The organism is Streptomyces sp. NPDC033180 (genome assembly GCF_055577645.1).
The window spans coordinates 515,256-538,702 of the sequence record NZ_JBVIPU010000003.1; the positions used below are offsets into that span (position 1 = coordinate 515,256).

At 70.4% G+C, this 23,447-nt stretch carries 19 protein-coding genes; 10 read left to right on the forward strand and 9 right to left on the reverse strand.

Annotated elements, in window-relative coordinates; genetic code table 11:
• Positions 1-266: 266 nt before the first annotated feature.
• On the forward strand, positions 267-1,097 hold the full coding sequence (locus tag ACZ5WE_RS13120; protein ID WP_467685966.1) for an MBL fold metallo-hydrolase: 831 nt from the start codon (positions 267-269) through the stop codon (positions 1,095-1,097).
• Between the two features lie 544 nt (positions 1,098-1,641).
• On the opposite strand, the gene ACZ5WE_RS13125 is transcribed toward ACZ5WE_RS13120, so the two are convergent.
• Positions 1,642-2,316, reverse strand: a complete 675-nt coding sequence (locus tag ACZ5WE_RS13125; protein WP_016642758.1) for a Crp/Fnr family transcriptional regulator — start codon at positions 2,314-2,316, stop codon at positions 1,642-1,644.
• Between the two features lie 303 nt (positions 2,317-2,619).
• Between ACZ5WE_RS13125 and nth the strand changes: the two genes are divergently transcribed.
• From nth to ACZ5WE_RS13140, 3 genes are all read left to right on the forward strand, one after another.
• Complete coding sequence (nth, locus tag ACZ5WE_RS13130; RefSeq protein WP_467685968.1) at positions 2,620-3,609, forward strand: endonuclease III; 990 nt, start codon at positions 2,620-2,622, stop codon at positions 3,607-3,609.
• A gap of 106 nt (positions 3,610-3,715) precedes the next feature.
• Positions 3,716-4,459, forward strand: a complete 744-nt coding sequence (locus tag ACZ5WE_RS13135; protein WP_467685970.1) for an NUDIX hydrolase — start codon at positions 3,716-3,718, stop codon at positions 4,457-4,459.
• A 49-nt stretch (positions 4,460-4,508) separates the two neighbouring features.
• On the forward strand, positions 4,509-5,711 hold the full coding sequence (locus tag ACZ5WE_RS13140) for a MarP family serine protease (RefSeq protein WP_467685972.1): 1,203 nt from the start codon (positions 4,509-4,511) through the stop codon (positions 5,709-5,711).
• A 75-nt stretch (positions 5,712-5,786) separates the two neighbouring features.
• Here the strand turns inward: ACZ5WE_RS13140 and ACZ5WE_RS13145 are convergent, their stop codons facing one another.
• The 5 genes from ACZ5WE_RS13145 to acs form a co-directional block, all read right to left on the reverse strand.
• Positions 5,787-5,975, reverse strand: a complete 189-nt coding sequence (locus ACZ5WE_RS13145) for a hypothetical protein (RefSeq protein WP_237330242.1) — start codon at positions 5,973-5,975, stop codon at positions 5,787-5,789.
• Positions 5,976-6,113: 138 nt separating this feature from the next.
• Positions 6,114-7,061 (reverse strand): alpha/beta fold hydrolase, encoded by a 948-nt coding sequence (locus tag ACZ5WE_RS13150; protein WP_361829272.1) that lies wholly within the window; start codon positions 7,059-7,061, stop codon positions 6,114-6,116.
• Positions 7,058-7,564, reverse strand: a complete 507-nt coding sequence (locus tag ACZ5WE_RS13155; RefSeq protein WP_467685975.1) for a phage holin family protein — start codon at positions 7,562-7,564, stop codon at positions 7,058-7,060. Before ACZ5WE_RS13155 ends, ACZ5WE_RS13150 begins: the two co-directional genes overlap by 4 nt.
• Before the next feature lie 118 nt (positions 7,565-7,682).
• The gene (gene nhaA / locus ACZ5WE_RS13160) at positions 7,683-9,092 is read right to left on the reverse strand and encodes a Na+/H+ antiporter NhaA (RefSeq protein ID WP_467685977.1); all 1,410 of its coding nucleotides are present in this window, start codon (positions 9,090-9,092) and stop codon (positions 7,683-7,685) included.
• A 236-nt stretch (positions 9,093-9,328) separates the two neighbouring features.
• The gene (acs, locus tag ACZ5WE_RS13165) at positions 9,329-11,266 is read right to left on the reverse strand and encodes an acetate--CoA ligase (protein WP_467686249.1); all 1,938 of its coding nucleotides are present in this window, start codon (positions 11,264-11,266) and stop codon (positions 9,329-9,331) included.
• Between the two features lie 763 nt (positions 11,267-12,029).
• Here acs and ACZ5WE_RS13170 point away from each other — a divergent pair.
• Positions 12,030-12,182, forward strand: a complete 153-nt coding sequence (locus ACZ5WE_RS13170) for a hypothetical protein (protein ID WP_467685979.1) — start codon at positions 12,030-12,032, stop codon at positions 12,180-12,182.
• 94 nt (positions 12,183-12,276) lie between these two features.
• Here the strand turns inward: ACZ5WE_RS13170 and ACZ5WE_RS13175 are convergent, their stop codons facing one another.
• A complete protein-coding gene (locus tag ACZ5WE_RS13175) occupies positions 12,277-14,646 on the reverse strand; it encodes a bifunctional SulP family inorganic anion transporter/carbonic anhydrase (protein ID WP_467685980.1) in 2,370 nt (789 codons plus the stop codon).
• Between the two features lie 398 nt (positions 14,647-15,044).
• Between ACZ5WE_RS13175 and ACZ5WE_RS13180 the strand changes: the two genes are divergently transcribed.
• The gene (locus ACZ5WE_RS13180) at positions 15,045-16,322 is read left to right on the forward strand and encodes a polysaccharide deacetylase family protein (protein WP_467685982.1); all 1,278 of its coding nucleotides are present in this window, start codon (positions 15,045-15,047) and stop codon (positions 16,320-16,322) included.
• Between the two features lie 15 nt (positions 16,323-16,337).
• On the opposite strand, the gene ACZ5WE_RS13185 is transcribed toward ACZ5WE_RS13180, so the two are convergent.
• Positions 16,338-17,318 (reverse strand): ATP-binding protein, encoded by a 981-nt coding sequence (locus ACZ5WE_RS13185; protein WP_467685983.1) that lies wholly within the window; start codon positions 17,316-17,318, stop codon positions 16,338-16,340.
• 101 nt (positions 17,319-17,419) lie between these two features.
• Between ACZ5WE_RS13185 and ACZ5WE_RS13190 the strand changes: the two genes are divergently transcribed.
• Entirely contained in the window at positions 17,420-18,235 is an 816-nt protein-coding gene (locus ACZ5WE_RS13190) for a Fic family protein (protein WP_467685985.1), read from the forward strand.
• A 331-nt stretch (positions 18,236-18,566) separates the two neighbouring features.
• Here ACZ5WE_RS13190 and ACZ5WE_RS13195 read toward each other — a convergent pair whose 3' ends face one another.
• Positions 18,567-19,406, reverse strand: coding sequence for an HAD family hydrolase (locus tag ACZ5WE_RS13195; protein WP_467685987.1), 840 nt, complete (start codon positions 19,404-19,406; stop codon positions 18,567-18,569).
• Between the two features lie 520 nt (positions 19,407-19,926).
• Between ACZ5WE_RS13195 and ssd the strand changes: the two genes are divergently transcribed.
• From ssd to ACZ5WE_RS13210, 3 genes are read left to right on the forward strand one after another with little or no spacing between them, the layout of a single operon-like run.
• A complete protein-coding gene (ssd, locus tag ACZ5WE_RS13200; protein ID WP_467685989.1) occupies positions 19,927-21,072 on the forward strand; it encodes a septum site-determining protein Ssd in 1,146 nt (381 codons plus the stop codon).
• Positions 21,069-22,244 (forward strand): TadA family conjugal transfer-associated ATPase, encoded by a 1,176-nt coding sequence (locus ACZ5WE_RS13205; protein WP_467685991.1) that lies wholly within the window; start codon positions 21,069-21,071, stop codon positions 22,242-22,244. The genes ssd and ACZ5WE_RS13205 overlap by 4 nt, the downstream gene beginning before the upstream one ends.
• Complete coding sequence (locus ACZ5WE_RS13210; protein ID WP_467685993.1) at positions 22,241-23,128, forward strand: type II secretion system F family protein; 888 nt, start codon at positions 22,241-22,243, stop codon at positions 23,126-23,128. Before ACZ5WE_RS13205 ends, ACZ5WE_RS13210 begins: the two co-directional genes overlap by 4 nt.
• Positions 23,129-23,447: the final 319 nt, after the last annotated feature.

The following is a 23,447-nucleotide window of genomic DNA, read 5'->3' on the forward strand; positions in this document are numbered from 1 at the left end:
CCTGCCACTGTGGCTGGCCCTTCCGCCTCGGTTGTGTCTGCGGTTGCGGTTGCTCCTTCCGCGTTGGCTGGGTCTGTCGGTGCGGCTGGCCTTCGCGCCTCGTTTGTGTCTGTGGTTGCGGTTGTTCCTTCCGCGTTGGCTGGGTCTGTCAGTGCGGCTGGCCTTCGCGCCTCGGTTGTGTCTGCCGCTGCCGTTGCTCCTCCCGCCTCGGCCACGCCCGCCACCACAGCCTTGCCTGCAACGAACCGGACGGGAGCCATCTCCGCATGACCGAAGCCGCCGCCCTTCCCGGCCAGCCCCGGGGCGGAGTCCTCAGTGGCCCCGCGACCGCCCGTGCGGTCAACGTCCTGGCCCCCAACGCGTCCGCGATGACGCTGGACGGAACCAACACCTGGATCGTGTCCGAGCCGGACTCCGGGCTCGCGGTCGTCATCGACCCCGGGCCCCTGGACGACGTACACCTCCAGAACGTCATCGCCACGGCCGAGAAGGCCGGGCAGCGGGTGGCGCTCACTCTCCTCACTCACGGCCACCCGGACCATGCGGAGGGCGCGTCGCGCTTCGCCGAGCTGACCGGCAGCAAGGTGCGGGCCCTCGACCCCGCGTTGCGACTCGGCGACGAGGGCCTCGGTGCGGGTGACGTGATCACGACAGGCGGCCTGGAGCTGCGTGTGGTCCCGACGCCGGGCCACACCGCGGACAGCCTCTGCTTCCATCTCCCGGCCGATCGGGCGGTCCTGACGGGAGATACGGTCCTGGGCCGCGGTACGACGGTCGTGGCGCACCCTGACGGCCGCCTGGGGGACTATCTGGACTCCCTGCGGCGCCTGAGGTCCCTGACGGTCGACGATGGCGTGCACACGGTCCTGCCGGGCCACGGCCCGGTCCTGGAGGACGCACAGGGGGTCGTTGAGTTCTACCTGGCCCACCGCGCGAACCGCCTGGCCCAGGTCGAGACGGCCGTGGAGAACGGCCATGCGGCACCGTCGGACGTGGTCGCCCACGTCTACGCGGACGTGGACCGCTCGTTGTGGCCGGCAGCGGAACTGTCGGTAAGGGCGCAACTGGACTACTTGCGAGAACACGGCTTGATCTAGCCGGGCCGGGGGGCCTTGAACGGGTGAGTTCCCCCACCCCTCCAAGTGCCCCGCCCACCCCGAACTGCCCCAGGCCCCTGGATGACGAACATCCCCCACCACCCACCTCCGGGGCGCCTGGCCGGCGGACCTCCTCCACCGCCCACCACCCGCCCCGGGGCGCCAGAACGGCGACGTTCCCCGCCCACCCCTCAGCCGCCCGCCCCGGGGCACCTGGCCGGCGGGCCTCTTCTACCCCGCCCCAGGCCGAACCGGGGCGCCAGGACGGCGACATTCCCGCCCGCCCCCCGACGGGGCCGGGGCGTCAGCTGGGCGGGCACTCCCTGCCCGGCCGCCCCGGGCGGCTGGTTGGCGGACGCACCCCGTCCCGGCCACCCCAGGTCGGCCGGGGCGGCTGGTCGGCGGACCCTCCCTGCCCGCACCCCCCAACACCACGGGGCAATCGGGCGGGTGGGTGGGAAAGCTTGTGCGGAAGCACGGATGGGCCCCGCCTCAAACCGAGGCAGGACCCATCCGCGTACGAAACAGCGTCAGCGAAACCGCGTCAGCGCGACCGCTTCGCCAACCGCTCCACATCCAGCAAAATCACCGCACGCGCCTCAAGCCGAAGCCAGCCACGCCCCGCGAAGTCCGCCAGAGCCTTGTTGACCGTCTCGCGGGACGCGCCGACCAGCTGGGCCAGCTCTTCCTGCGTGAGGTCGTGCACGACGTGGATGCCCTCTTCGGACTGCACACCGAAGCGGCGCGACAGGTCCAGAAGGGCGCGGGCCACACGCCCGGGCACGTCGGAGAAGACCAGATCGGACATCTGGTCATTGGTCTTGCGCAGGCGCCGAGCAACGGCACGCAGCAGCGCCGCGGCCACCTCGGGCCGCGCGTTCAGCCACGGCTGAAGGTCGCCGTGGCCCAGGCCGAGCAGCTTGACCTCGGTGAGCGCGGAGGCGGTTGCCGTACGCGGGCCCGGGTCGAACAGCGAGAGCTCACCGATGAGCTCGCCGGGGCCGAGCACCGCGAGCATGTTCTCGCGGCCGTCGGGTGAGGTGCGGTGAAGCTTCACCTTGCCCTCGGTGACCACGTAAAGGCGGTCTCCGGGGTCGCCCTCATGGAAAAGCGCATCCCCGCGCGCGAGCGTCACCTCACTCATGGAGGCGCGGAGCTCCGCGGCCTGCTCGTCATCGAGCGCCGCGAAGAGCGGGGCGCGCCGCAGAACGTCGTCCACGAGTTCTCTCCTTGTCGGCCTGCATCAGGGGACTGTGGTCCCCCATTTTGCCGGACGGTCCAAACAGTGTGATCAGTCACAAGTCTGCCGCACCGGCGTCGCGAGCTGTGCGGGAGGGGGCCAATTGGGGGCCGATCCATAGGGTCCAGGGCGGATGTCAGTGTCGGGCTCTAGGCTGGCCGGGTGTCCAAAAAGCCGGTGAGAGCACAGGCCAGGAGGGCTGGGAAGGTGAGAGGCCGCCCAGATTCCGCTGTGGGCGAACAGGCTTCCACTGAACCAGAGAATGCGACAAAAGGGACAAAGGTGCCACCGGTGAGGAAGCCTTCGGAGAAGAAACAGGCCACAGCCGGCGCGGCGAAATCCACTCCGGCCAAGAAGGCCACTCCGGCCAAGAAGGCCACTCCGGCCAAGAAGGCCGCTCCAGCCAAGAAGGCAGCCGTGGCCAAGAAACCCGCCCCAGCAGCCACCGCCACGGCCAAGGCCACCGCCACCGCCACCACCAAGCCCACGGCCAAGACAAAAGCCAAACCCGAGTCCCACGCCGCCCTCGTCCGCCGAGCCCGCCGCATCAACCGCGAGCTCGCCGAGGTGTACTCGTACGCCCACCCCGAGTTGGACTTCGAGAACCCCTTCGAGCTGCTCATCGCCACGGTCCTCTCCGCGCAGACCACCGACCTGCGGGTGAACCAAACGACGCCGCGCCTCTTCGCCGCGTATCCGACCCCGGAGGAGCTCGCCGCCGCGAACCCCGAAGAGGTCGAGGAGTTGATCCGGCCGACCGGATTCTTCCGGGCGAAGACGAAGTCGATCATGGGGCTGGCGGCCGCCCTGCGGGACAACCACGGCGGCGAGGTCCCCGGCCGCATAGAGGACCTGGTCAAGTTGCCCGGCGTAGGTCGCAAGACCGCGTTCGTCGTGCTCGGGAACGCCTTCGGAGTGCCCGGCCTCACTGTGGACACCCACTTCGGGCGGCTCGTCCGGCGCTGGAAGTGGACCGAGGAGACCGACCCGGTGAAGGTCGAGGCCGCCGTCGCCGAGCTCTTCCCGAAGAGCGAGTGGACGATGCTCTCGCACCGAGTGATCTTCCATGGCCGTCGGATCTGCCACTCCCGCAAGCCCGCCTGTGGCGCCTGCCCGATCGCCGATCTCTGCCCCTCGTACGGAGAGGGTGAGACCGACCCGGAGAAGGCGAAGAAGCTCCTGAAGTACGAGATGGGCGGCCTGCCGGGCCAGCGCCTCAAGCCCCCGCCGGACTACCCGGGGAAGGCCGCGCCCCCGCTGGGCGCCGCATGAGCGAGGAACCAACCGAGGGTCCACGGGCGTTGTCCACAGTTGGACGGGGGTGCCGATGACGCACGCGAGCGACACGAGCGAGACAACCGACACGAGCGATACGCACATGAGCGATGGGAACGGCTTCGAGGGACACGGCCAGGGGCCCGGACAAGAACCCGCGCGAGCAGGCAGCCCCAACGGACACGTGCGCCTCACCACCGAAGGACTCCCCGCCTGGCTGGACCCCGTCGCCCGCGCCGCCGGCACCGTCCAGCCGACCCAGCTCAGCCGCTTCCTGCCCCCGGAGAACGGTGCCGGACGCCAGTCCGCCGTTCTGATCCTCTTCGGAGAGGGCACACACGGCCCCGAGCTGCTCCTGATGGAGCGCTCCGGAAGCCTTCGCTCGCACGCGGGCCAGCCCTCCTTCCCCGGCGGCTCCCTCGACCCCGAGGACGGCGATCCGCTGACCGACGGGCCCCTGCGCGCCGCCCTGCGCGAGGCCGAGGAGGAGACCGGGCTCGACCCCCGAGGCGTCCAGCTCTTCGGCGTGCTGCCCAAGCTCTTCATCCCGGTGAGCGACTTCGTGGTGACCCCGGTGCTCGGCTGGTGGCGCACGCCCACCCCCGTCGGCGTCGTCGATCCGGCCGAGACGGCCCGCGTCTTCACGGTTCCCGTGTCCGATCTCACGGATCCCGCCAACCGCGCGACGACGGTTCACCCGAGCGGCCACCAAGGACCGGCCTTCCTCGTCGAATCCGCCCTGGTCTGGGGTTTTACGGCCGGAGTGATCGACAGAATCCTGCACTTCGCAGGCTGGGAGCGCCCCTGGGACCGCACCAAGCAGGTGCCGCTCGACTGGCGCGCATGACAAGGTTGCGGGGACGTGGCGACCGCGATGCGAGGCGAGGATTGAATCGGTGAACGTGCTGGACATCCTGTTGGTGGTCGCCGCCGTGTGGTTCGCGGTCGTCGGCTACCGCCAGGGATTCGTCGTCGGCATCCTGTCGGTGATCGGTTTCCTGGGCGGCGGACTCGTCGCGGTGTACCTGCTGCCCGTCATCTGGGCCGCCCTCACGGACGACGAGGGAGCGGTGAGCACGACGGCCGCCGTCGTCGCCGTGGTCATCGTGATCGTCTGTGCCTCCATCGGCCAGGCCTTCACCACGCACTTGGGCAACAAGCTCCGTAGATACATCACTTGGCAGCCCGCCCGCGCCCTGGACGCCACGGGTGGCGCGCTGGTCAACGTACTGGCCATGCTCCTCGTCGCCTGGCTGATCGGCTCCGCTCTCGCGGGTACGACGCTGCCGACGGTCGGCAAGGAAGTACGCAACTCCAAGATCCTGCTCGGCGTTTCGCGCACGCTGCCCGACCAGGCCGACACCTGGTTCGCGGACTTCTCATCGGTCCTTGCGCGCAACGGCTTCCCGCAGGTCTTCAGCCCGTTCTCGAACGAGCCCATCACCGAGGTCCAGGCGCCCGACCCCAAGCTCGCCAAGAGCGAGGTCGCCACGAAGGCCAGGCGCTCCATCGTGAAGGTGCAGGGCGAGGCCCGTGGCTGCGGCAAGGTTCTCGAAGGTACCGGCTTCGTCTTCTCCGACCGCCGCGTGATGACCAACGCGCACGTGGTGGGCGGCGTGGACGACCCGACGGTGCAGATAGGCGGGGACGGCAGGACGTACGACGCGAAGGTCGTGCTCTACGACTGGGAGCGCGACATCGCCGTACTGGACGTGCCGACCCTCCAGGCGCCCGCGCTGCAGTTCACGTCCAAGGACGCGGTCAGCGGTGACAACGCGATCGTCGCGGGCTTCCCCGAGAACGGCCCGTACGACGTGCGCCCCGCGCGCGTGCGCGGTCGCATCACGGCCAACGGCCCGGACATCTACCACCGGGGCACGGTGCGCCGCGATGTGTACTCGCTCTACGCGACCGTCCGCCAGGGCAACTCCGGCGGCCCGCTGCTCACGTCCGAAGGCAAGGTCTACGGCGTGGTGTTCGCGAAGTCCCTCGACGACCCGGACACCGGCTACGCACTCACCGCCGACGAGGTCCGCGAGGACATCAAGGCAGGCCGCACCGCCAACCAAGAGGTCGACAGCGAGGGTTGCGCGCTCTAGGGGGCGCGCAGCCGGGGGGAACAGGCGGATCAGTCGCGCGTGAGCGACGCGATCAGCCGCGCGCAAGCGATGCGATCAGTCGCGCGTATGCCTCAGCCGCGCCGAGACCCAGCGGGCCCTGCGGCGCAGGATGTGGGGAATGCCGATGCCTTGAGCAGGGCCCTCATGGCCCGGATCGTGCGGACCGCCCCTCTCACGGCTGTTCAGCGCTGTGGCCGAGCGGCGGTTGCGTGCTGCGTCACTGTAGTCGTGCGTCCAGCCCATACCCCGACGTGTGCCCGTGCCCCAAGGTCGGTAATCGCGCCCACGGGCCCCAATTGGCCTATGCGGGAGGCAATTGGCCGTTCGAAGGACACGTGTTCCCACGGCCGCGACCCGAGCCCGTTCAGAGCCCCGACCGGCCTACCGGTCCGGCTCGGGATCCTTCAACCAGTTCACCAGCTCGGTGGAGAACGCGACAGGGTCCTCCTCCTGCGGGAAGTGCCCCAGGCCGTCGAACAGCCGCCACCGGTAAGGCGCTTCGACGTACTCGCCCGAGCCGGCCGCGCTGCGCGTCCGCATCACGGGGTCCAGCGAGCCGTGCAGGTGCAGCGTGGGAACCCGCACAGGGCGCTTCATGCGCCGGTTGAACTGGATGCCGTCGGGGCGGGCCATCGACCGCACCATCCAGCGGTACGGCTCGACCGAGCAGTGCGCCGTCGACGGGATCGTCATGGCACGGCGGTACGTGTCCACCGACTCGTCGTCCGGAAGCCGCGGCCCCGACCAGTCCCGCACCAGACGCCCCACCAGAGCGGCGTCGTCCGCGACGAGTTGACGCTCCGGCACCCACGGCCGCTGGAAACCCCACACGTACGAGGCCGCGGAGGTCTGCTTGCGGTCCGACAGCATCGCCGAGCGCCAGCGCCGCGGGTGCGGCATCGAGGAGACGGCAAGGCGGCGCACCAGCTTGGGCCGCATCACGGCCGCCGTCCACGCGAGGTATCCGCCCAGGTCGTGCCCGACGAGCGCGGCGTCCGGCTCGCCGAGCGACCGCACGACGCCCGTGATGTCGAGCGCGAGGTTCGCCGGGTCGTAACCGCGCGGCGTACGGTCGCTGCCGCCCACGCCCCGCAGGTCCATCGCGACCGCACGGAAGCCCGCGTCGGCGAGTGCCACCATCTGATGCCGCCAGGTCCACCAGAACTGCGGAAAGCCGTGCAGGAGCAGCACGAGCGGTCCGTCGCCCATCTCGGCGATGTGGAAGCGGGCGCCGTTGGCGGCGACGTCCCGGTGCGTCCACGGTCCTTCGATGCGTACGAGTGACGTCGGTTGGGCCGGATGGGGGGCGGGTGTGGCGGGGTCCGTCATGAAGACGAGCGTGCCACAGCCGCAGCCTTCTCACTGCCACGGTCGAGGGTGGCACCGGTGACGGGCGCGGGGCCGATCGAACGCGGGTGCGGCTTGACGTTCTGCAGTACGGCGGCCGTCTCCTTGGCGGAGGCGGCGGCCTTCTGCGGCCCCTTGCCCTTCTTGGCCTTCTTCGCGAAGACGACGCCGATCAGCGCGAGCACCCCGGCGACCAGCACGTTCGCCGCGAAGGAGAGCACGAAGCAGATCGCCATGTTCCAGCCGCTCCAGGTACGGATGCCGTACGCCAGGGCGAAGCTCAGCATCGGCAGCGAGAAGAGCAGCACCGCCCCCGCCGCGGCGAACGCGCCACCGCCGACCGCACCCCGCTTGACGTCCTGGCGCAGCTGGGCCTTGGCCAGCGCGATCTCGTCGTGCACAAGGGCGGACATCTCGCTGGTCGCCGTGGAGACCAGCTGGCCGAGGCTGCGTTCGGTGCCAACGGGCCCGTCGGGTGTGCTCATCGCTTCTCCCCTTCTCCGTAAGTCTGCGTAAGTCCGCGTCAGTCTGCGTCAGCGTGCTCACGTACGTCTGCTCAGATACGGCCGCCCAGCCGATGCCGCGCGGTCAAGTCTGCTCAGATCATGCCGGACCGTCGTCATCGGTGCGTGCCCCGGCCGACACTTCGGCAAGCCTGCGGTGCTCGGCCGCCTTCTTCTCATAGATCGCGGCCATGCGCAGGTGATACTCCGGCTTGTCCTGTTCGTACACGTCCGGGATGCCGTCGAGGTCGTCGTCGCGCTCCTCTTCGTCGTACAGCGCGCGGTAGCGGGCGTTGCGCACCTTGAGCAGGATCCCGGAAAGCACGGCCGCGATGAGAGAGCCCATCAGGACGGCTGCCTTGATCTCACCGGTGAGGAGCGGGTCCTCGGTGAAGGCGAGTTCGCCGATCAGGAGCGAGACGGTGAAGCCGATGCCGGCGAGCGAGGCGACGGCGAACACGTCCGGCCAGGCCAGTTCGTCGTTGAGCTCGGCCTTGGTGAACCGCGCCGCGAGCCAGGTGCCGCCGAAGATGCCGACCGCCTTGCCGATCACGAGCCCGAGCACCACGCCAAGCGTCTCCGGCTTGGTGAACACGTCCCCGAGGGCGCCGCCCGACACCGCCACACCCGCGCTGAACAGCGCGAACAGCGGCACGGCGAGTCCGGCGGAGAGGGGGCGCACGAGGTGTTCGATGTGCTCGCCCGGTGAGTGCTCCTCACCCTCGCGGCGGCTGCAGCGCAGCATCAGGCCCATCGCGACACCGGCGATCGTGGCGTGGATGCCGCTGTTGTACATCAGCCCCCAGATGACCAGGGCCAGCGGAACGTAGACGTACCAGCCGTGTACGCCCTTGCGGAGCAGCAGCCAGAAGACCGCGAGGCCGATGACCGCGCCACCCAGCGCCGCGAAGTTGAGGTCGCTGGTGAAGAACACCGCGATGATCAGGATCGCGAAGAGGTCGTCGACGACGGCCAGCGTGAGCAGGAAGGCGCGCAGTGCGGACGGCAGCGAGGTGCCGATGACCGCGAGGACGGCGAGCGCGAAGGCGATGTCCGTGGCGGTCGGCACCGCCCAGCCGTCCATGGAACCGCCGCCGACTGTGTTGACCAGGACGTACACCAGAGCGGGTACGGCCATGCCGCAGAGCGCGGCGACGACGGGCAGTGCGGCGGCCTTCGGGTCGCGCAGGTCGCCCGCGACGAGCTCACGCTTGAGCTCGATGCCGGCGACGAAGAAGAAGACGGCGAGCAGTCCGTCGGCCGCCCAGTGCTGGATGGAGAGGTCGAGGCCGAGGGCGCCGGGCCCCAGGTGGAAGCCGCTCACGGACTCGTACGAGCCGCCGGCTGTGTTCGCCCAGATCAGCGCGGTGACGGCGGCGACGAGGAGGAGGACACCGCCGACGGTCTCGGTGCGCAGCGCGTTCGCGACGAAGTTCCGCTCGGGCAGCGAGAGCCGTCCGAGAACCTTGCGGTTGTTGCGGGGTGCGTTGCTGGGTGCGGGCGCGGCCACGGGGGTCGACCTCCGGTCGGTGGGCAGGACGAATCGCTTGCCGACCAGACTTCCCGGCGCACCTAGGTACTTCTTCTCGCGACTGCTCGCGACCTTTCGCTGTGTCTTCTTGTTGCGTTGTTGACGCGATCCTTAGCGTACCTAACGTGCGTCCGGACGTATCCGGTGATCGTCACTTTATGCGCAAGAAGGGCACCCGGCGCGGTGCCGGGTGCCCCTTGATGGCTCAGGTCTGACTAGTCCTCGCTCGGCGCGGCCGGCAGCTTGGTCTGGATCAGATCCATCACGGAGGAGTCCGTGAGCGTGGTGACGTCACCCAGCTCGCGGTTCTCGGCGACGTCACGCAGCAGGCGCCGCATGATCTTCCCGGACCGCGTCTTCGGCAGCTCGGCCACCGGAAGGATGCGCTTGGGCTTGGCGATCGGCCCGAGCGTCGTGCCCACGTGGCCCCGCAGGTCCGCCACGAGGCCCTCGTCGTCGGCGTTCGCCGTGCCCCGCAGGATCACGAACGCGACGATTGCCTGCCCGGTGGTCTCGTCCGCCGCTCCCACGACCGCGGCCTCGGCGACCGACGGGTGCGAGACGAGCGCCGACTCGACCTCGGTGGTGGAGATGTTGTGCCCGGACACGAGCATCACGTCGTCCACGCGGCCGAGCAGCCAGATGTCGCCGTCGTCGTCCTTCTTGGCACCGTCTCCGGCGAAGTACTTGCCTTCGAAGCGCGACCAGTAGGTGTCGATGAAGCGCTGGTCGTCGCCCCAGATGGTCCGCAGCATCGAGGGCCACGGCTCGGTCAGGACGAGGTAGCCGCCACCGCCGTCCGGTACTTCGCGCGCCTCGTCGTCGACGACGGTGGCGGCGATGCCCGGCAGTGCGCGCTGGGCGCTTCCCGGCTTGGTCTCGGTCACGCCCGGCAGCGGCGAGATCATCATCGCGCCGGTCTCGGTCTGCCACCAGGTGTCCACGATGGGGCACTTGTCGGCGCCGATGTTCTTCCGGTACCACATCCAGGCCTCGGGGTTGATCGGCTCACCGACCGACCCGAGGACCCGCAGGCTGCTGAGGTCGAACTTCGCGGGGATGTCGTCGCCCCACTTCATGAACGTACGAATGGCCGTCGGCGCCGTGTAGAGGATGGTGACGCCGTACTTCTGGACGATCTCCCAGAAGCGCCCCTGGTGGGGGGTGTCGGGCGTGCCCTCGTACATGACCTGCGTCGCGCCGTTGGCCAGCGGGCCGTACGTGATGTACGAGTGCCCGGTGACCCAGCCGATGTCGGCCGTGCACCAGTAGACGTCGCTCGAAGGCTTGAGGTCGAAGACGGCGTGGTGGGTGTACGCGGCCTGGGTGAGATAGCCGCCGGAGGTGTGCAGGATGCCCTTCGGCTTACCCGTCGTACCCGACGTGTAGAGGATGAAGAGCGGGTTCTCGGCGTCGAAGGCTTCCGGCGTGTGCTCGGCGGACTGGCGCTCGGTGAGCTCGTGCCACCACACGTCGCGGCCCTCGGTCCACGCCACGTCCTGCCCGGTGCGGCGCACGACGAGGACGTGCTCGACGGAGCTGTCCTCGCGTGCGACGGCGTCGTCGACAGCGGGCTTGAGGGCGGCGGGCTTGCCCCTGCGGTAGCCGCCGTCGGAGGTGATGACGACCTTGGCGTCGGCGTCCTTCACGCGCTTGGCGATGGCGTCGGCGGAGAAGCCGCCGAAGACCACGGAGTGCGCGGCGCCGATGCGGGCACAGGCCAGCATCGACACGACGGCCTCGGGGATCATCGGCAGATAGACGGCGACGCGGTCGCCCTGACGGACTCCCAGCTCGGTCAGCGCGTTGGCGGCCCGGCTGACCTCGTCCTTGAGCTCGGCATAGGTGATGGCCCTGCTGTCTCCGGGCTCACCCTCGAAGTGGATCGCCACGCGGTCGCCGTTCCCGGCCTCCACATGACGGTCCACGCAGTTGTACGCGACGTTGAGCTTCCCGTCCGCGAACCACTTCGCGAACGGGGGGTTCGACCAGTCGAGCGTCTCGGTGGGTTCGGTGGCCCAGGTCAGCCGGCGGGCCTGCTCGGCCCAGAAGCCGAGCCGGTCGGCCTTGGCCTGCTCATACGCCTCCGCGGTGACGTTGGCGTTGGCAGCCAGGTCGGCCGGCGGCGCGAACCTTCGCTCTTCCTTAAGCATGTTGGCGATGGACGGACGCTCGTTCACTGGTGGGCTCCCAACAACATGCAGACAATTCCGGCTCGTGGTTTAGACCAATCTGACAACCGCTTGGATTCTTCTGCGGTTGTGAGTGCAGGTCAACCCCTTCCGATCCTGGCACTCGCGAACAGCGGAGGTACAGGGGGGTAAGGACGGCAGCGGCGCGTGTCGCTGTTCCGCCGGGGGGGCGGGGAGTCGGGCGGCGGGACGCACGTATCCGTCCCGGGAGGGTTCCGGCCATGGTGCTCCCGACGACGCCGCGAATCCGCGCCTGTCCGTTGGCGGTGAAGTTGACCGGGATGGGGCGCCGAGGGTGGTTGACGCCGTGTTCGCGGCAAGGGCGTTGGACACAGATCCACCTGCAGAACGGCTACAACGGCTGGCAGGGCGGCTACCTCGTCACCAACGGCCACAGCTCCGCCACCGGCGGCAAGTACAACGTGGCGACTGCCGACACCCTCACGCGGGGCAAGGGCACGGGGACCTGGGAGGTCCTCTCCGCCTCCGGCAAGGCAGCCGGGCAGCCGGTCGAGAGCGGCGACGTGGTCCATCTGCGCAACCTCTACGGCGGCGACGGCGGCTACCTCGACACCAACGGCCATGCCGGTGAGGCGCAGAAGACCTCCGGGGCCAAGTACGACGTGTCCACCTCCCAGTCCAAGACCGCGCCGCGGGCACTGGCCGCTGGCGGATCTTCGCCCAGGCCTCCTCGCCGGCCGACCAGCACGTCCGGGTCGGTGACGTGGTCCATCTGTGGAACGCGTACGGCGACAACGGCGGTTTCCTGGAGACCAACAGCCACAGCCCTGTCGCAGGCGGCAAGCTCGACCTCTGCACCAACGCCTACTTCAACCGCAGTGCCAGCGTCGCGGACTGGAAGATCCACAGGGCATGAGCTCGACCTGTGTGCGTGCCCCAACGCCCCGCGGCGGGTTGCCTGCGGGGCGTTGGTCGTTGCCCCTGGCAGCAAGGGCTCGGCGAGGGTCGGTTCAGACCTGCACTCGGGCGGGCGGCTCCTCGCGTGGGGTTCCCTGGTGCGGTGAAGGCGTCACCCGGTCGAATACGTCATCCGGTACGTCATCCGGACTCCCGGTCAGCAGATAGGCCTGCGCCTCGCCGACATGGAAGTACATGCCGTGCAGTTCGAGCGCGCCCTCGGCCATGCGCCGCGCCACGGCCTCGTGGCCCCGCAGGTGCTCCAACTGCTGGACCACGTTGGTCAGACAGAGCTGCTCGACCGCGTCGGCGGGCGCCCGCCCGGCGAGCCGCGCCCAACCCCCCTTCTCGTGGGCCGCCATGCGCTCAAGGCTCGGCAGCCCGTGCCGCAGCCATCGCTTCAGGGGCGTCTGGGCGCCCCCGGGCGGGGTGGCGAGCAGCGCCTGCATCGCCCCGCATCCGGAGTGCCCGCACACGGTGATGGACCGCACCTTCAGTACGTCCACCGCGTACTCGATCGCGGCGGCGACCGAGTCGTCACCGCTCTCGGCGCCCGGCAGCGGCACCAGATTGCCGACATTGCGGACGACGAAGAGGTCGCCGGGGCCGCTCGACGTGATCATCGAGGTGACGAGCCGCGAGTCGGCGCAGGTGAGGAAGAGCTGTGAGGGCTGCTGCCCCTCGCGGGCGAGCCGGGCCAGCTCGCCCCGCACGTGCGGCGCCGTGTTCCGCTGGAACGCGCTGATCCCGCTTTCCAGTTGATGCCCGCTGCGCCGACCTTCCTCGCCCCGAGGGGCCTCCTGGGGCCGGTCGCAGTGGTGGTTGCGCCAGGCCGTCCAGGGCCGGCAGCAGGAGTGCGACGAGCTGGCGGGCTCGGCGATCCGCGTCCCGGCACGCCCGGTCACCTCGACGGTGCCGCCCTGCGCGGTGTGGGCGTCCTGCCAGCACTGAAGCGCTTCGTACGCCGCGTGGTCCATGAACGATCCGTCCAGCTCGACGATGGTCGCCGCGCCGTGAGGCACCAGATGCAGCGCCCGGCTGAGGCGGGGCACGGCGAGGAAGGTCAACTGCCCGCGGACACGCACGTGGTGGACCCCGGCATCGTCGGTGTGGGTGATCCGGGTGCGGGCGAGGCGGTGCAGTGCGACGGACACGGCGACGGCGACGCCGATGGCCACGCCTTCGAGCACGCCCAGGAAGACCACGCCGAGGGTCGTGGTGGTGTAAACGAGGATCTCGCGATGGCGGGTGATGACGCGGATGTGGTTCAGACTCACCATTTGGATGCCGACCGCCATCACCAGGGCGGCCAGCGCGGCGAGCGGGATCAGCTCCAGGAGGGGGACCAGGAGCAGGGCGGCCACTACTACCCAGACGCCGTGCAGCATCGTGGAGTTCCGGCTGACGGCACCGGCCCGCACATTCGCTGTGCTGCGCACCACGACACCGGCGACGGGAAGCCCTCCGAGAGCCCCGGACACGGCGTTGGCGGCGCCCTGGCCGAGGAGTTCGCGGTTGAGGTCGGAGCGGACGCCGCCGGCGCGCGGTTCGCGCCTCCCGGAGGCGAGCTTGTCCACGGCGACGGCGCCGAGCAGTGACTGCACGCTGCAGACCAGCGTGACCGTGAGGACGGCGGCGACGAGCCCGAGGGCGGGCCCTTCGGGCAGGCCCACCAGCGCGTGACTGCGCCAGGACGGCAGGTCGACCTTGGCCACACTCAGCCCGGCGAACACGGCGACGGCCGTCGCGACGGCAACGGAGACCAGGGGTGCCGGTACGACGCGGAGGGCTCTGCCCGTACGGCCGGGGATCCGCGGCCAGAGCAGCAGCACCGCCAGGGTCAGCACGCTGATCGACAGCGCGGCCGGGTGCAGGTCGGCCAACTGGGCGGGCAGTGCGCGGAGGTTGTCGAGCACGGCGCTCTGCGGGGTGCCGCCGAGCACGATGTGCAGCTGGGCGACGGCGATGGCGACGCCGATGCCGGCCAGCATGCCGTGCACGACGGCGGGGCTGACGGCGAGCGCCGAGCGGGCCACGCGCAGGCAGCCGAGGCCGAGTTGGGCGAATCCGGCGCAGACGGTGATGGCGCAGGTGGTCCGCCAGCCGTACTGGTGGATGAGGTCGGCGCTGACGACCGTGAGCCCTGCGGCGGGGCCGCTGACCTGCAGAGGTGATCCGCCGACCCATCCAGCGACGAGGCCACCGACGGCGGCGGCGACGAGGCCCGCCTGGAGCGGTGCTCCGGTGGCGAGCGCGATGCCGAGAGACAGCGGCAGGGCGATCAAGAAGACGGCGATCGACGCGGACACGTCGGCGCCGGCGATGCGGAACTTACGGAACCTGCCGGGCGGCGGCGCGTGGGGCTCGTGGTCGCGTGATGCGTGGGCCGATTCGGTGGCATGGGTGGGGACGCAGGCAGACATGGTTTCCCGTCTCCTCCGGGGCAGCGCGGTCGCGGGACAAGGGGTCCTCCGGAGGGTCTCCGGTGGGCGGGTCGCGGCCGTGGGTCACGGCGTTGCAGCGGCGGGATTTCTCAACTCTCGGTAAACGAATCGTAATGGAGAGTAAAGACATCGGATAGGCAAGCGGGGCAAATGGGGCATTAGATCACTCTGAAGGGTGAATAAAGCTATTCATCGGCTTGTCGGAACATCTGACTCATGCCCCCGTGCGACGTTGGCGGCGCTATGGGTTATTTCCGGGCAATTGCTACCCAATCTCTCCCGGTGGTGACCCCAGAAGTGCCCCGTGGGCTCCTGCAGCACCCCTGCAGTCCGTGCCCCGGTTCCAAGCCGACTCGAAGGAAGAAGGTGGGCGGAAGATGGCCGCCACCCAGAGGATCCAGCGGATCGCCGCGGGCACCACCGCACTCGTGGCATGCGTCGCGGTACTGGCCGGTTGCTCGAACGGCGACACCGGCGCCAAGGGCGCACCGGGCGCCAAGAAGGCGGCCCCCGCCCCGGCCCCCAAGAGCGCGGTCCGCATGATCGGCGACGGCTCCACCGCCTTCACCGGTCGACAGCCGAATCTGCCCGAGCCCACCCGTCTGAGACCCGGCCAGAAGCCGCCTCAGTTCGTGGTCTTCTCCTGGGACGGCGCCGGCGAGGACAGCCAGAAGCTCTTCTCGCACTTTCGCAAGGTGGCCAAGCGGAACGACGCCACGATGACATACTTCCTCAGCGGCGTGTACATGCTTCCCGAGGGGAAACGGAAGCTCTACGACCCGCCGCAGCACATGGCAGGCAGTTCGGACATCGGCTTCAACGACCGCAAGGGAATCAAGGACACCGTGGAGCAGCTCCGCGGCGCCTGGCTCGAGGGCAACGAAGTCGGCACCCACTTCAACGGCCACTTCTGCGGCGCCGGCCGCGGTGTGGGCGAGTGGTCGGTCGCCGACTGGAAGAGCGAGATCAAGCAGGCCAAGTCCTTCGTGAAGGCCTGGAAGACGAACACGGGGATGAAGAAGGCGCAACCGCTGCCCTTCGACTACGACAAGGAACTCATCGGCGCTCGCACGCCCTGCCTCGAAGGCCAGAAGAACTTCATGCGGGCGGCCCGCGATCTGGGCTTCCGCTACGACACCAGCGGCGTCAACAACCAGGTCTGGCCCAAGAAGAAGGAAGGGCTCTGGGACCTGTCGATGCAGCTGGTCCCCGTGCCCGGCCGCAAGTTCGAGACGCTGACCATGGACTACAACTTCATGGTCAACCAGTCGGGCACGACATCGCAGGGCGACCCCAGCAAGCACGAGTACTGGGGCGACCAGATGCGCGACGGTCTGCTCGAGGGCTTCGACCGCGCCTACAAGGGCAACCGCGCCCCGATGATCATCGGCAACCACTTCGAGTCCTGGAACGGCGGCACGTACATGCGCGCCATCGAGGAGACCATCGAGTCGGTCTGCACCAAGCCCGGCGTGCGCTGTGTCTCCTTCCGCCAACTCGCCGACTGGCTCGACGCCCAGGACCCGCAGACCGTCGAGCGCCTCACCGAGCTCCCGGTCGGCAAGGCTCCGAAGGAGGGCTGGGCGTCCTTCCTCTCCGCCCAGCCCGCACCGGCCCCGAAGGGCGTACCGGGCGCCCCGGCGTCCAAGTCGTGACTCTCCTCGGAGAGCTCAGGCCGTAGCGACGGTCCGCTCGCCCAGAACGAAGTCGGGGTCGACCTGGGATGCCAGGTCGGCCCCCGTCCTCTCGTTGCCCCAACTCTGTGCGTTCTTCAGGTGGAAGTGGACCATCTGACGCGTGTAGCGGTCCCAGTCCCTGCGGTCGTACGAGGTGTCGACGGCGCTCTGAAGTGCCTGCAGGGCACGGCGGTTGTCGTCCTCCAGGAACTCGAACCGGGGCGGGCGGCCCTTCTCCATGGCGCGCACCCAGTCCGAGTGCCCGACCGTCACCAGGAGGTCGTCGCCCACCTGCTCGCGCAGGAATTCGACGTCGTCCTGGCCCTGCACCTTGTTGCCGACGACCTTGAGGTCGACGCCGAAGTCCCGTGCGTATTCCTTGTACTGGCGATAGACGGAGACCCCCTTCCGGGTCGGCTCGGCCACCAGGAACGTCATGTCGAAGCGGGTGAACATGCCGGACGCGAAGGAGTCCGAACCCGCGGTCATGTCGACGACCGCGTACTCGTCGGGCCCGTCGATCAGGTGGTTCAGGAACAGCTCCACCGCCCCCGTCTTGGAGTGGTAGCAGGCGACACCGAGGTCGGCTTCGGTGAACGGCCCTGTGACCATCAAACGCACGGCTGCGTCGTCGAGTTCCACCGGCCGCGCACACGCGTCGTACACGGGGTTGTCCTCGCGCACCCGCAAGGTCCGCGACCCCTCGCCGGGTGGTGTCGTCTTGATCATCGTGTCTGCGGAGGCGATCCGCGGATTGGAGCCCCGCAGGTACTCCTTGATGAGGGGCAGCCGCGCGCCCATGGCGGGCAGGGCGGCGGCGTCCGCCTCGTCGAGACCGAGCGCGGGGCCCAGGTGCTGGTTGATGTCGGCGTCCACCGCGAGGACCGGTGCTCCGGTGGCGGCGAGGTGTCGGATGAAGAGCGAGGACAGCGTGGTCTTGCCGCTGCCGCCCTTCCCTACGAAAGCGATCTTCATGTTCACCAAGGGTAGCCGGGCGATCACCTGACGTATCGATGCGGCGTGAAGAAGACCACTCCTTCGTGGGGCGGGTGCCGGGGTTGCGTAGGGTCGTACTCATGAGTACGACAGCCGATCCGCTCGCGGCCCTGGGCGCACTGCCCGGTGTGGCCGACTCCGTGGACTCCGTGCGCAAGGCCGTGGACCGGGTCTACGGCCACCGGATCATGCGGCGCCGCAGCAATGAGGTCACCTCCGAGGCGGCGCTGCGGGGGGCACGCGGCTCGGCGGCGCTCTCCGGTGCCGATTGGGCACTCGAGGAAGTGCGCCGACGCAGCGACTTCAGTGGCGACGGCGAGTCCCGCACGATCGGCGCGGCCCTGCGGCTGACCGCGGAGGCCGGTCAACTCCTGTCCATCTGGCGGCAGTCGCCGCTCCGGGTCCTCGCGCGCCTCCACCTGGTGGCCGCCGCGGAGAACGACGAGGCGGCGGGTCGGCCGCGCCTGACCGGCGAGCCGGTCGACGAGCCGCTGGTCGAGCTGGATGTGCCGGACTCCGACGAGGTGGCCGGCCGCCTGGAGGGCCTTTCGCAGCTGATCATCGCGGGTGGCTCCGCGCCGGCCCTCGTGACGGCGGCCGTGGTGCACGGCGAGCTGCTCAGCCTGCGCCCCTTCGGTTCGCACAACGGCCTGGTCGCACGGGCCGCCGAGCGCATCGTCCTGGTGGGCAGCGGGCTCGACCCGAAGTCCGTCTGTCCGGCGGAGGCCGGCCACGCGGAGCAGGGGCGTGCGGCCTACGTAGGGGCGCTCGACGGCTACGTGTCCGGGACGCCGGAGGGCATGGCCGCCTGGATCGCCCACTGCGGGCGCGCGGTTGAACTGGGAGCAAGGGAGTCGACGGCCGTCTGCGAGGCGATGCAGCGGGGCGCGGCCTGAGGGCGCTTGGGCCTGTGCCTGCGAAGGGGCCCTGAACAGGGACGCGGCGGTACGAGTTCTCGTACCGCCGCTGGCATGTTCACCGTGTTACCAAGCGTCCTCGAAGATTGCCCATCAGGTCGGGAACTTGGCCCGTCACCTGGTGCGGCTGGCCCGTAATCGACGGGTCGACGTCGCGTGGGTGCTCGGTGTTCATGCTCCGGTCCGTGGGGCCGTCGTTGCGTTTAAAGGTAATCCTCTCGGATGTCCTTGGTCTCGCGGGCCGTTGACTCCTTTGTACTCCTGTCCTGGGGTAAGCGGAAGTCCTGGCACTACTTCTTTACTTTTAGGTTCAAACAAGGGCGAATCGGGCGCGCGAGGTCCGGCGACGGCTCACGAACCACACCAGGCCCGCCGTGGCCGCGGCGGCGCCCACGGCCGCCACCGCGACGAGTGCGGGCCGGGACGGTGTCCGGCGCCGCTCCTTGAGCCGGACCGGGCGGTGGAAGTCGAGAATCGGCCACCCGCGCGCGAGAGCCTCGCGGCGCAGCGCGCGATCGGGGTTCACCGCATGGGGGTGCCCCACGGACTCGAGCATGGGGAGGTCGGTCGCCGAGTCGCTGTAGGCGTGGCAGCGGCCGAGGTCGTACCCCTCGTACTCCGCGAGCTCCTTGATCGCGGCCGCCTTGGTGGGGCCGTAGGCGTAGTACTCCACCTCGCCGGTGAAACAGCCGTCGTCGCCGACCACCATCCGGGTCGCCACCACCCGGTCCGCGCCGAGCAGTTCGCCGATCGGTTCGACGACCTCGGCGCCCGAGGTGGAGACGATGACGACGTCCCGGCCGGCGGCGTGGTGCTCCTCGATGAGGGAAGCGGCTTCGTCGTAGATGATCGGGTCGATCAGATCGTGCAGCGTCTCGGCGACGATTTCCTTGACCTGCCGCACGTTCCAACCGCGGCAGAGCGCGGACAGGTACTCGCGCATCCGCTCCATCTGGTCGTGATCGGCCCCGCCGGCGAGGAAGACGAACTGTGCATATGCAGTTCGGAGTACTGCCCTGCGGTTGATCAGCCCGCCTTGGTAGAACGACTTGCTGAAGGTGAGTGTGCTCGACTTCGCAATGACCGTCTTGTCCAGGTCAAAGAAGGCAGCAGTGCGCGGCAAGGAGTGGTTTTCCACGAGGCCGAGCATAGGCGCCCACCATTCGGCGTAAGGTGAGGCGCGTGGGTTTGCCTGAGAAGGCTCTCGGGTACACCATGGAAGTCACGGATCGTTCGCGACCGTGCTAACCCGGTCTGGCTCCTCCCCCCCCGAGTCGGACCGTGGGGACGACCCCCGCTCTCCCCCCCGGCGGGGGTCGTCGCATGTCCGGATGGGTTTTCCGGGCCTCTTCCGACCCTCATCTGATCGCCTGGCGCCTTCCGGCGGCCGTTTCGGCGATCTTTCCGTATACCCAAGATCCGTCACTGTGTGTAGTCGTCAGGCTGCTCTGCGGAAGTCCTCGGGATGTCACCGGTATGGGTGATGGGGATATTCACAGCCCCCGCCTTGTCCACAGTTATTGACCAAGATCCACACGTTATCCCGGATCGCTGCACGCTGATTCCGCTCGTTCTGCACGCGAAGTTCATGGCCGGATTGCTTTGGCCGGCTCAGCGCTGATGTGGAACGCGGCATTCAACGGGCTTGCAGTGAGAGGGGGCTGGAGATCGTGGCTGGAGTGATTACACGTGACGGGCCGGCGTCGTCCGATGGACGGCAGGGCGGACCGCTGATCGTCACGGAAGATGTGGACCTGCTGGACGACTTGCTGCGGCTGTGCGCCGCGGCGGGGGCGCGGCCCGAGGTGCAGCACGGCGTGCCGGAGCGCAGAGGCGGCTGGGACGCGGCGCCACTGGTCCTGGTCGGGGACGACGCGGTGGGCCGGGTGCGGGGCGCCGCGCGCAGGCGAGGGGTCGTGCTGGTCGGGCGTGACCAGGACGACCCCGGGGTCTGGCAGCGCGCGGTGGAGATCGGTGCCGACCATGTGCTGGTCCTGCCCGACGGCGAGCGATGGCTCGTGGACCGCATCGCCGATGTCGCCGAGGGCGTGGGCCCGCCCGCGCTCACGGTGGGGGTGATCGGCGGGAGTGGGGGAGCCGGCGCCTCGACGCTGGCGTGCGCGCTCGCCGTCACGGCGGCCCGCGCGGGGCGGCGCACGATGCTCGTGGACGCCGACCCGCTCGGCGGCGGCCTCGATGTGCTGCTCGGCGGTGAGGCGGCCGACGGGCTCCGCTGGCCCGCTTTCGCGCAGTCCAGGGGCCGGGTCGGCGGGGGCGCGCTCGAGGAGTCGCTGCCCGAGCTGCATTCCCTGCGGGTGCTGAGCTGGGATCGGGGCGACGCGGTGGTCATTGCGCCCGAGGCCATGCGGGCGGTGATCGCCGCGGCCCGCAGGCGGGGCGGGGTGGTGGTCGTGGACCTGCCGCGCCGCGTGGACGAAGGAGTCGCCGAGGCGCTGGCCCAGGTGGATCTGGGGCTCCTTGTGGTGCCCGCGGAGCTGCGCGCGGTGGCCGGGGCTCGGCGGGTCGCCTCGGCGGCGGGAATGGTGCTGCGGGACCTGCGCGTGGTGGTCGGCAGGGGCGGCGCAGGTCGCGCGGGAGGAGGAGGCGGACTCGACGGCCTCGGTGGATTCGACGCCGAGGAGGTCGCGCGACTGCTCGGGCTGCCACTTGTCGGGGAGCTGCCACGGGAGGCAGGCCTGTTGGCGGCGCAGGCAGGGGGCATGCCGCCCGGCGGCATCGCGCGGGGCCCACTCGCGCGGTTCTGCAGGGCCTTCTGGGACCGGGTCCCGGTCGACGCCACCGGAGGCGGCTCATGAGCGCCGTCGTCGGGGCCAGGATGCTGGACGGGGTGCGCCAGTGGCTCGCGGAGAACGGGACGGAGCCGACCCCGGCCCGCGTCGCCGAGGCGCTGCGGGCCCAGGGCAGGGTGCTCGGCGACGCGGAAATCCTGGGCGCGGCGGCGCGGCTGCGGTCGGAGCTGGTGGGCGCGGGGCCCCTGGAAGCGCTGCTCGCGGACGAGTCGGTGACCGATGTGCTGGTGTCCGCTCCCGACCGGGTGTGGGTGGACCGCGGCGGGGGCCTGGAGCTGACCGGGGTGTCCTTCGAGGACGCGGCGGCGGTGCGGCGTCTCGCACAGCGGCTCGCGGCCGTGGCGGGGCGCCGGCTCGACGACGCCAGGCCCTGGGTGGACGCACGGCTCCCGGACGGCACCCGCCTCCACGCGGTACTGCCCCCGGTCGCCGTCGGGTCGACCTGCCTCTCCTTGCGTGTCGTACGACCCCGGGCCTTCACCCTCGCGGAACTGACCGCTGCGGGGACGGTGCCGCCGGGCGGGGACCGCGTCCTGCGGGCGCTGCTCGACGCCCGGCTCTCCTACTTGATCAGTGGCGGGACGGGGTCGGGCAAGACGACGCTGCTGAGCGCGCTGCTCGGTCTCGTCGGGCCGGGGGAGCGGATCGTGCTCGCCGAGGACTCGGCGGAGCTGCGCCCCGACCACCCTCACGTGGTGCGCCTGGAGGCGAGGCCCGCGAACCAGGAGGGGGCCGGTCAGGTAGGCCTGGACGACCTGGTGCGGCAGGCGCTTCGGATGCGCCCCGACCGGCTGGTCGTGGGTGAGGTGCGGGGCGCGGAGGTGGTCCATCTTCTGGCCGCTCTGAATACGGGCCATGAGGGAGGCTGCGGCACGGTCCACGCCAATGCCGCGGGGGACGTGCCCGCGCGCCTGGAGGCGCTGGGGACGGCTGCGGGGCTCGACCGGGCGGCCCTGCACAGTCAGTTGGCGGCCGCGCTCTCCGTGGTGCTCCATCTCGTGCGGGACCGGACCGGACGGCGGCGAATCGCCGAGGTGCATGTCCTGGAACGGGATCGGTCCGGACTTGTGGTGACGGTGCCTGCCCTGCGGTGGGGCGAGCGGGAGTTCGTCCGGGAGCGGGGCTGGGAGCAGCTGAAGGCACTTCTGGCGAACGGTGGTTGGAGTGATGGGGGATGAGCGCGATGGGGGTGGCGGCGGCCTTGTGCGCCGGAAGCGCGGCCTGGCTGACGGTCGGAAGAGCCAAGGGGCGCCGGCGGACGCGGGCGGTGTTCGCGGGCGGAGGGGAGGTCGAGTCGGGGGAGTCGGCGTGGCAGCGGGCGGTGGGCCGGCTCGGCAGCCGGGTGGGGCACGAGTGGTGGGCCTTGGCGGGCGGGGCGGCGGTCGCGCTGCTCGGCGAGTCCGTGCTGCCGCTGGTCCTGGGAGCGGCCGGGGTGCCGCTGATACGGCGCGTACGGCGGGGCAGGGACGCACGGCTCGAAAGCGAGCGCCGGGCCACCGCGGTGATCGCGTTGTGCGGGGCGCTCGCGGGAGAGGTGCGGGCCGGGCGGCAGCCGGGGGAGGCGTTGCGGGCTGCGGCGGCCGGGGGCGATTTCGGACTTGCTGCTGGACCTGGACCTGGAGCTGGAACGGGGACGGGGGAGGTGCGGGCCGGGGTGCTGGCGGCGGCGCGGTTCGGCGGGGATGTGCCGGGGGCGCTGGAGGAGGCGGCGAGGGAGCCGGGGGCGCAGGGCCTTGTGGGCCTCGCGGCGTGTTGGCGGGTGGCGGTGGACCGCGGCGCCGGGCTCGCGGCGGGGCTGGAGCGGCTGGAGGGCGCGCTGCGGGCGGAGCGGGATCAACGCGCCGACCTGCGGGCCCAGTTGGCGGGAGCGCGATCGACGGCGGTGATGCTCGCGGGGCTGCCGGTCCTCGGGTTGCTCATGGGCAGCGCGCTGGGTGCCTCGCCCTTGCGGGTGCTGCTGCATACCGGAGCGGGGCTCGGGTGCCTGGCGGTGGGCGGAGCTTTGGAGGGGGCCGGCGTGTGGTGGGCGCTGCGGATCGTGCGAGGGGCGGAGGAGCGATGAGCCTTGTGGTGCACAAGCTGGGGGTGGCCGTGTGGGGTGCGGCAGCCGTGTTGTGGCTGATGTCGGCTGCCCTTGCGGCGCGGCGTGAGCGGGCGGTTCGGGGGCGCGCAGGGGTCGTACTGGGCGTGGTGGACCGGATCCCAGGGGGATCGCGGAGGCAGTGGCTCCGGTGGCGGGGCGCGGTGCGGGTGTGGCTGGCGGTGGCCGGGGCGGTGAGTGCCGGGTGGGTGCTGGTGGGCGGTGTTCCGGGGTGTCTGGCGGGGTTGGGTGCCGGGTACGGGGTGTGGCGTTGGTGGCGGGGGCGGGGCACACGTGCCTC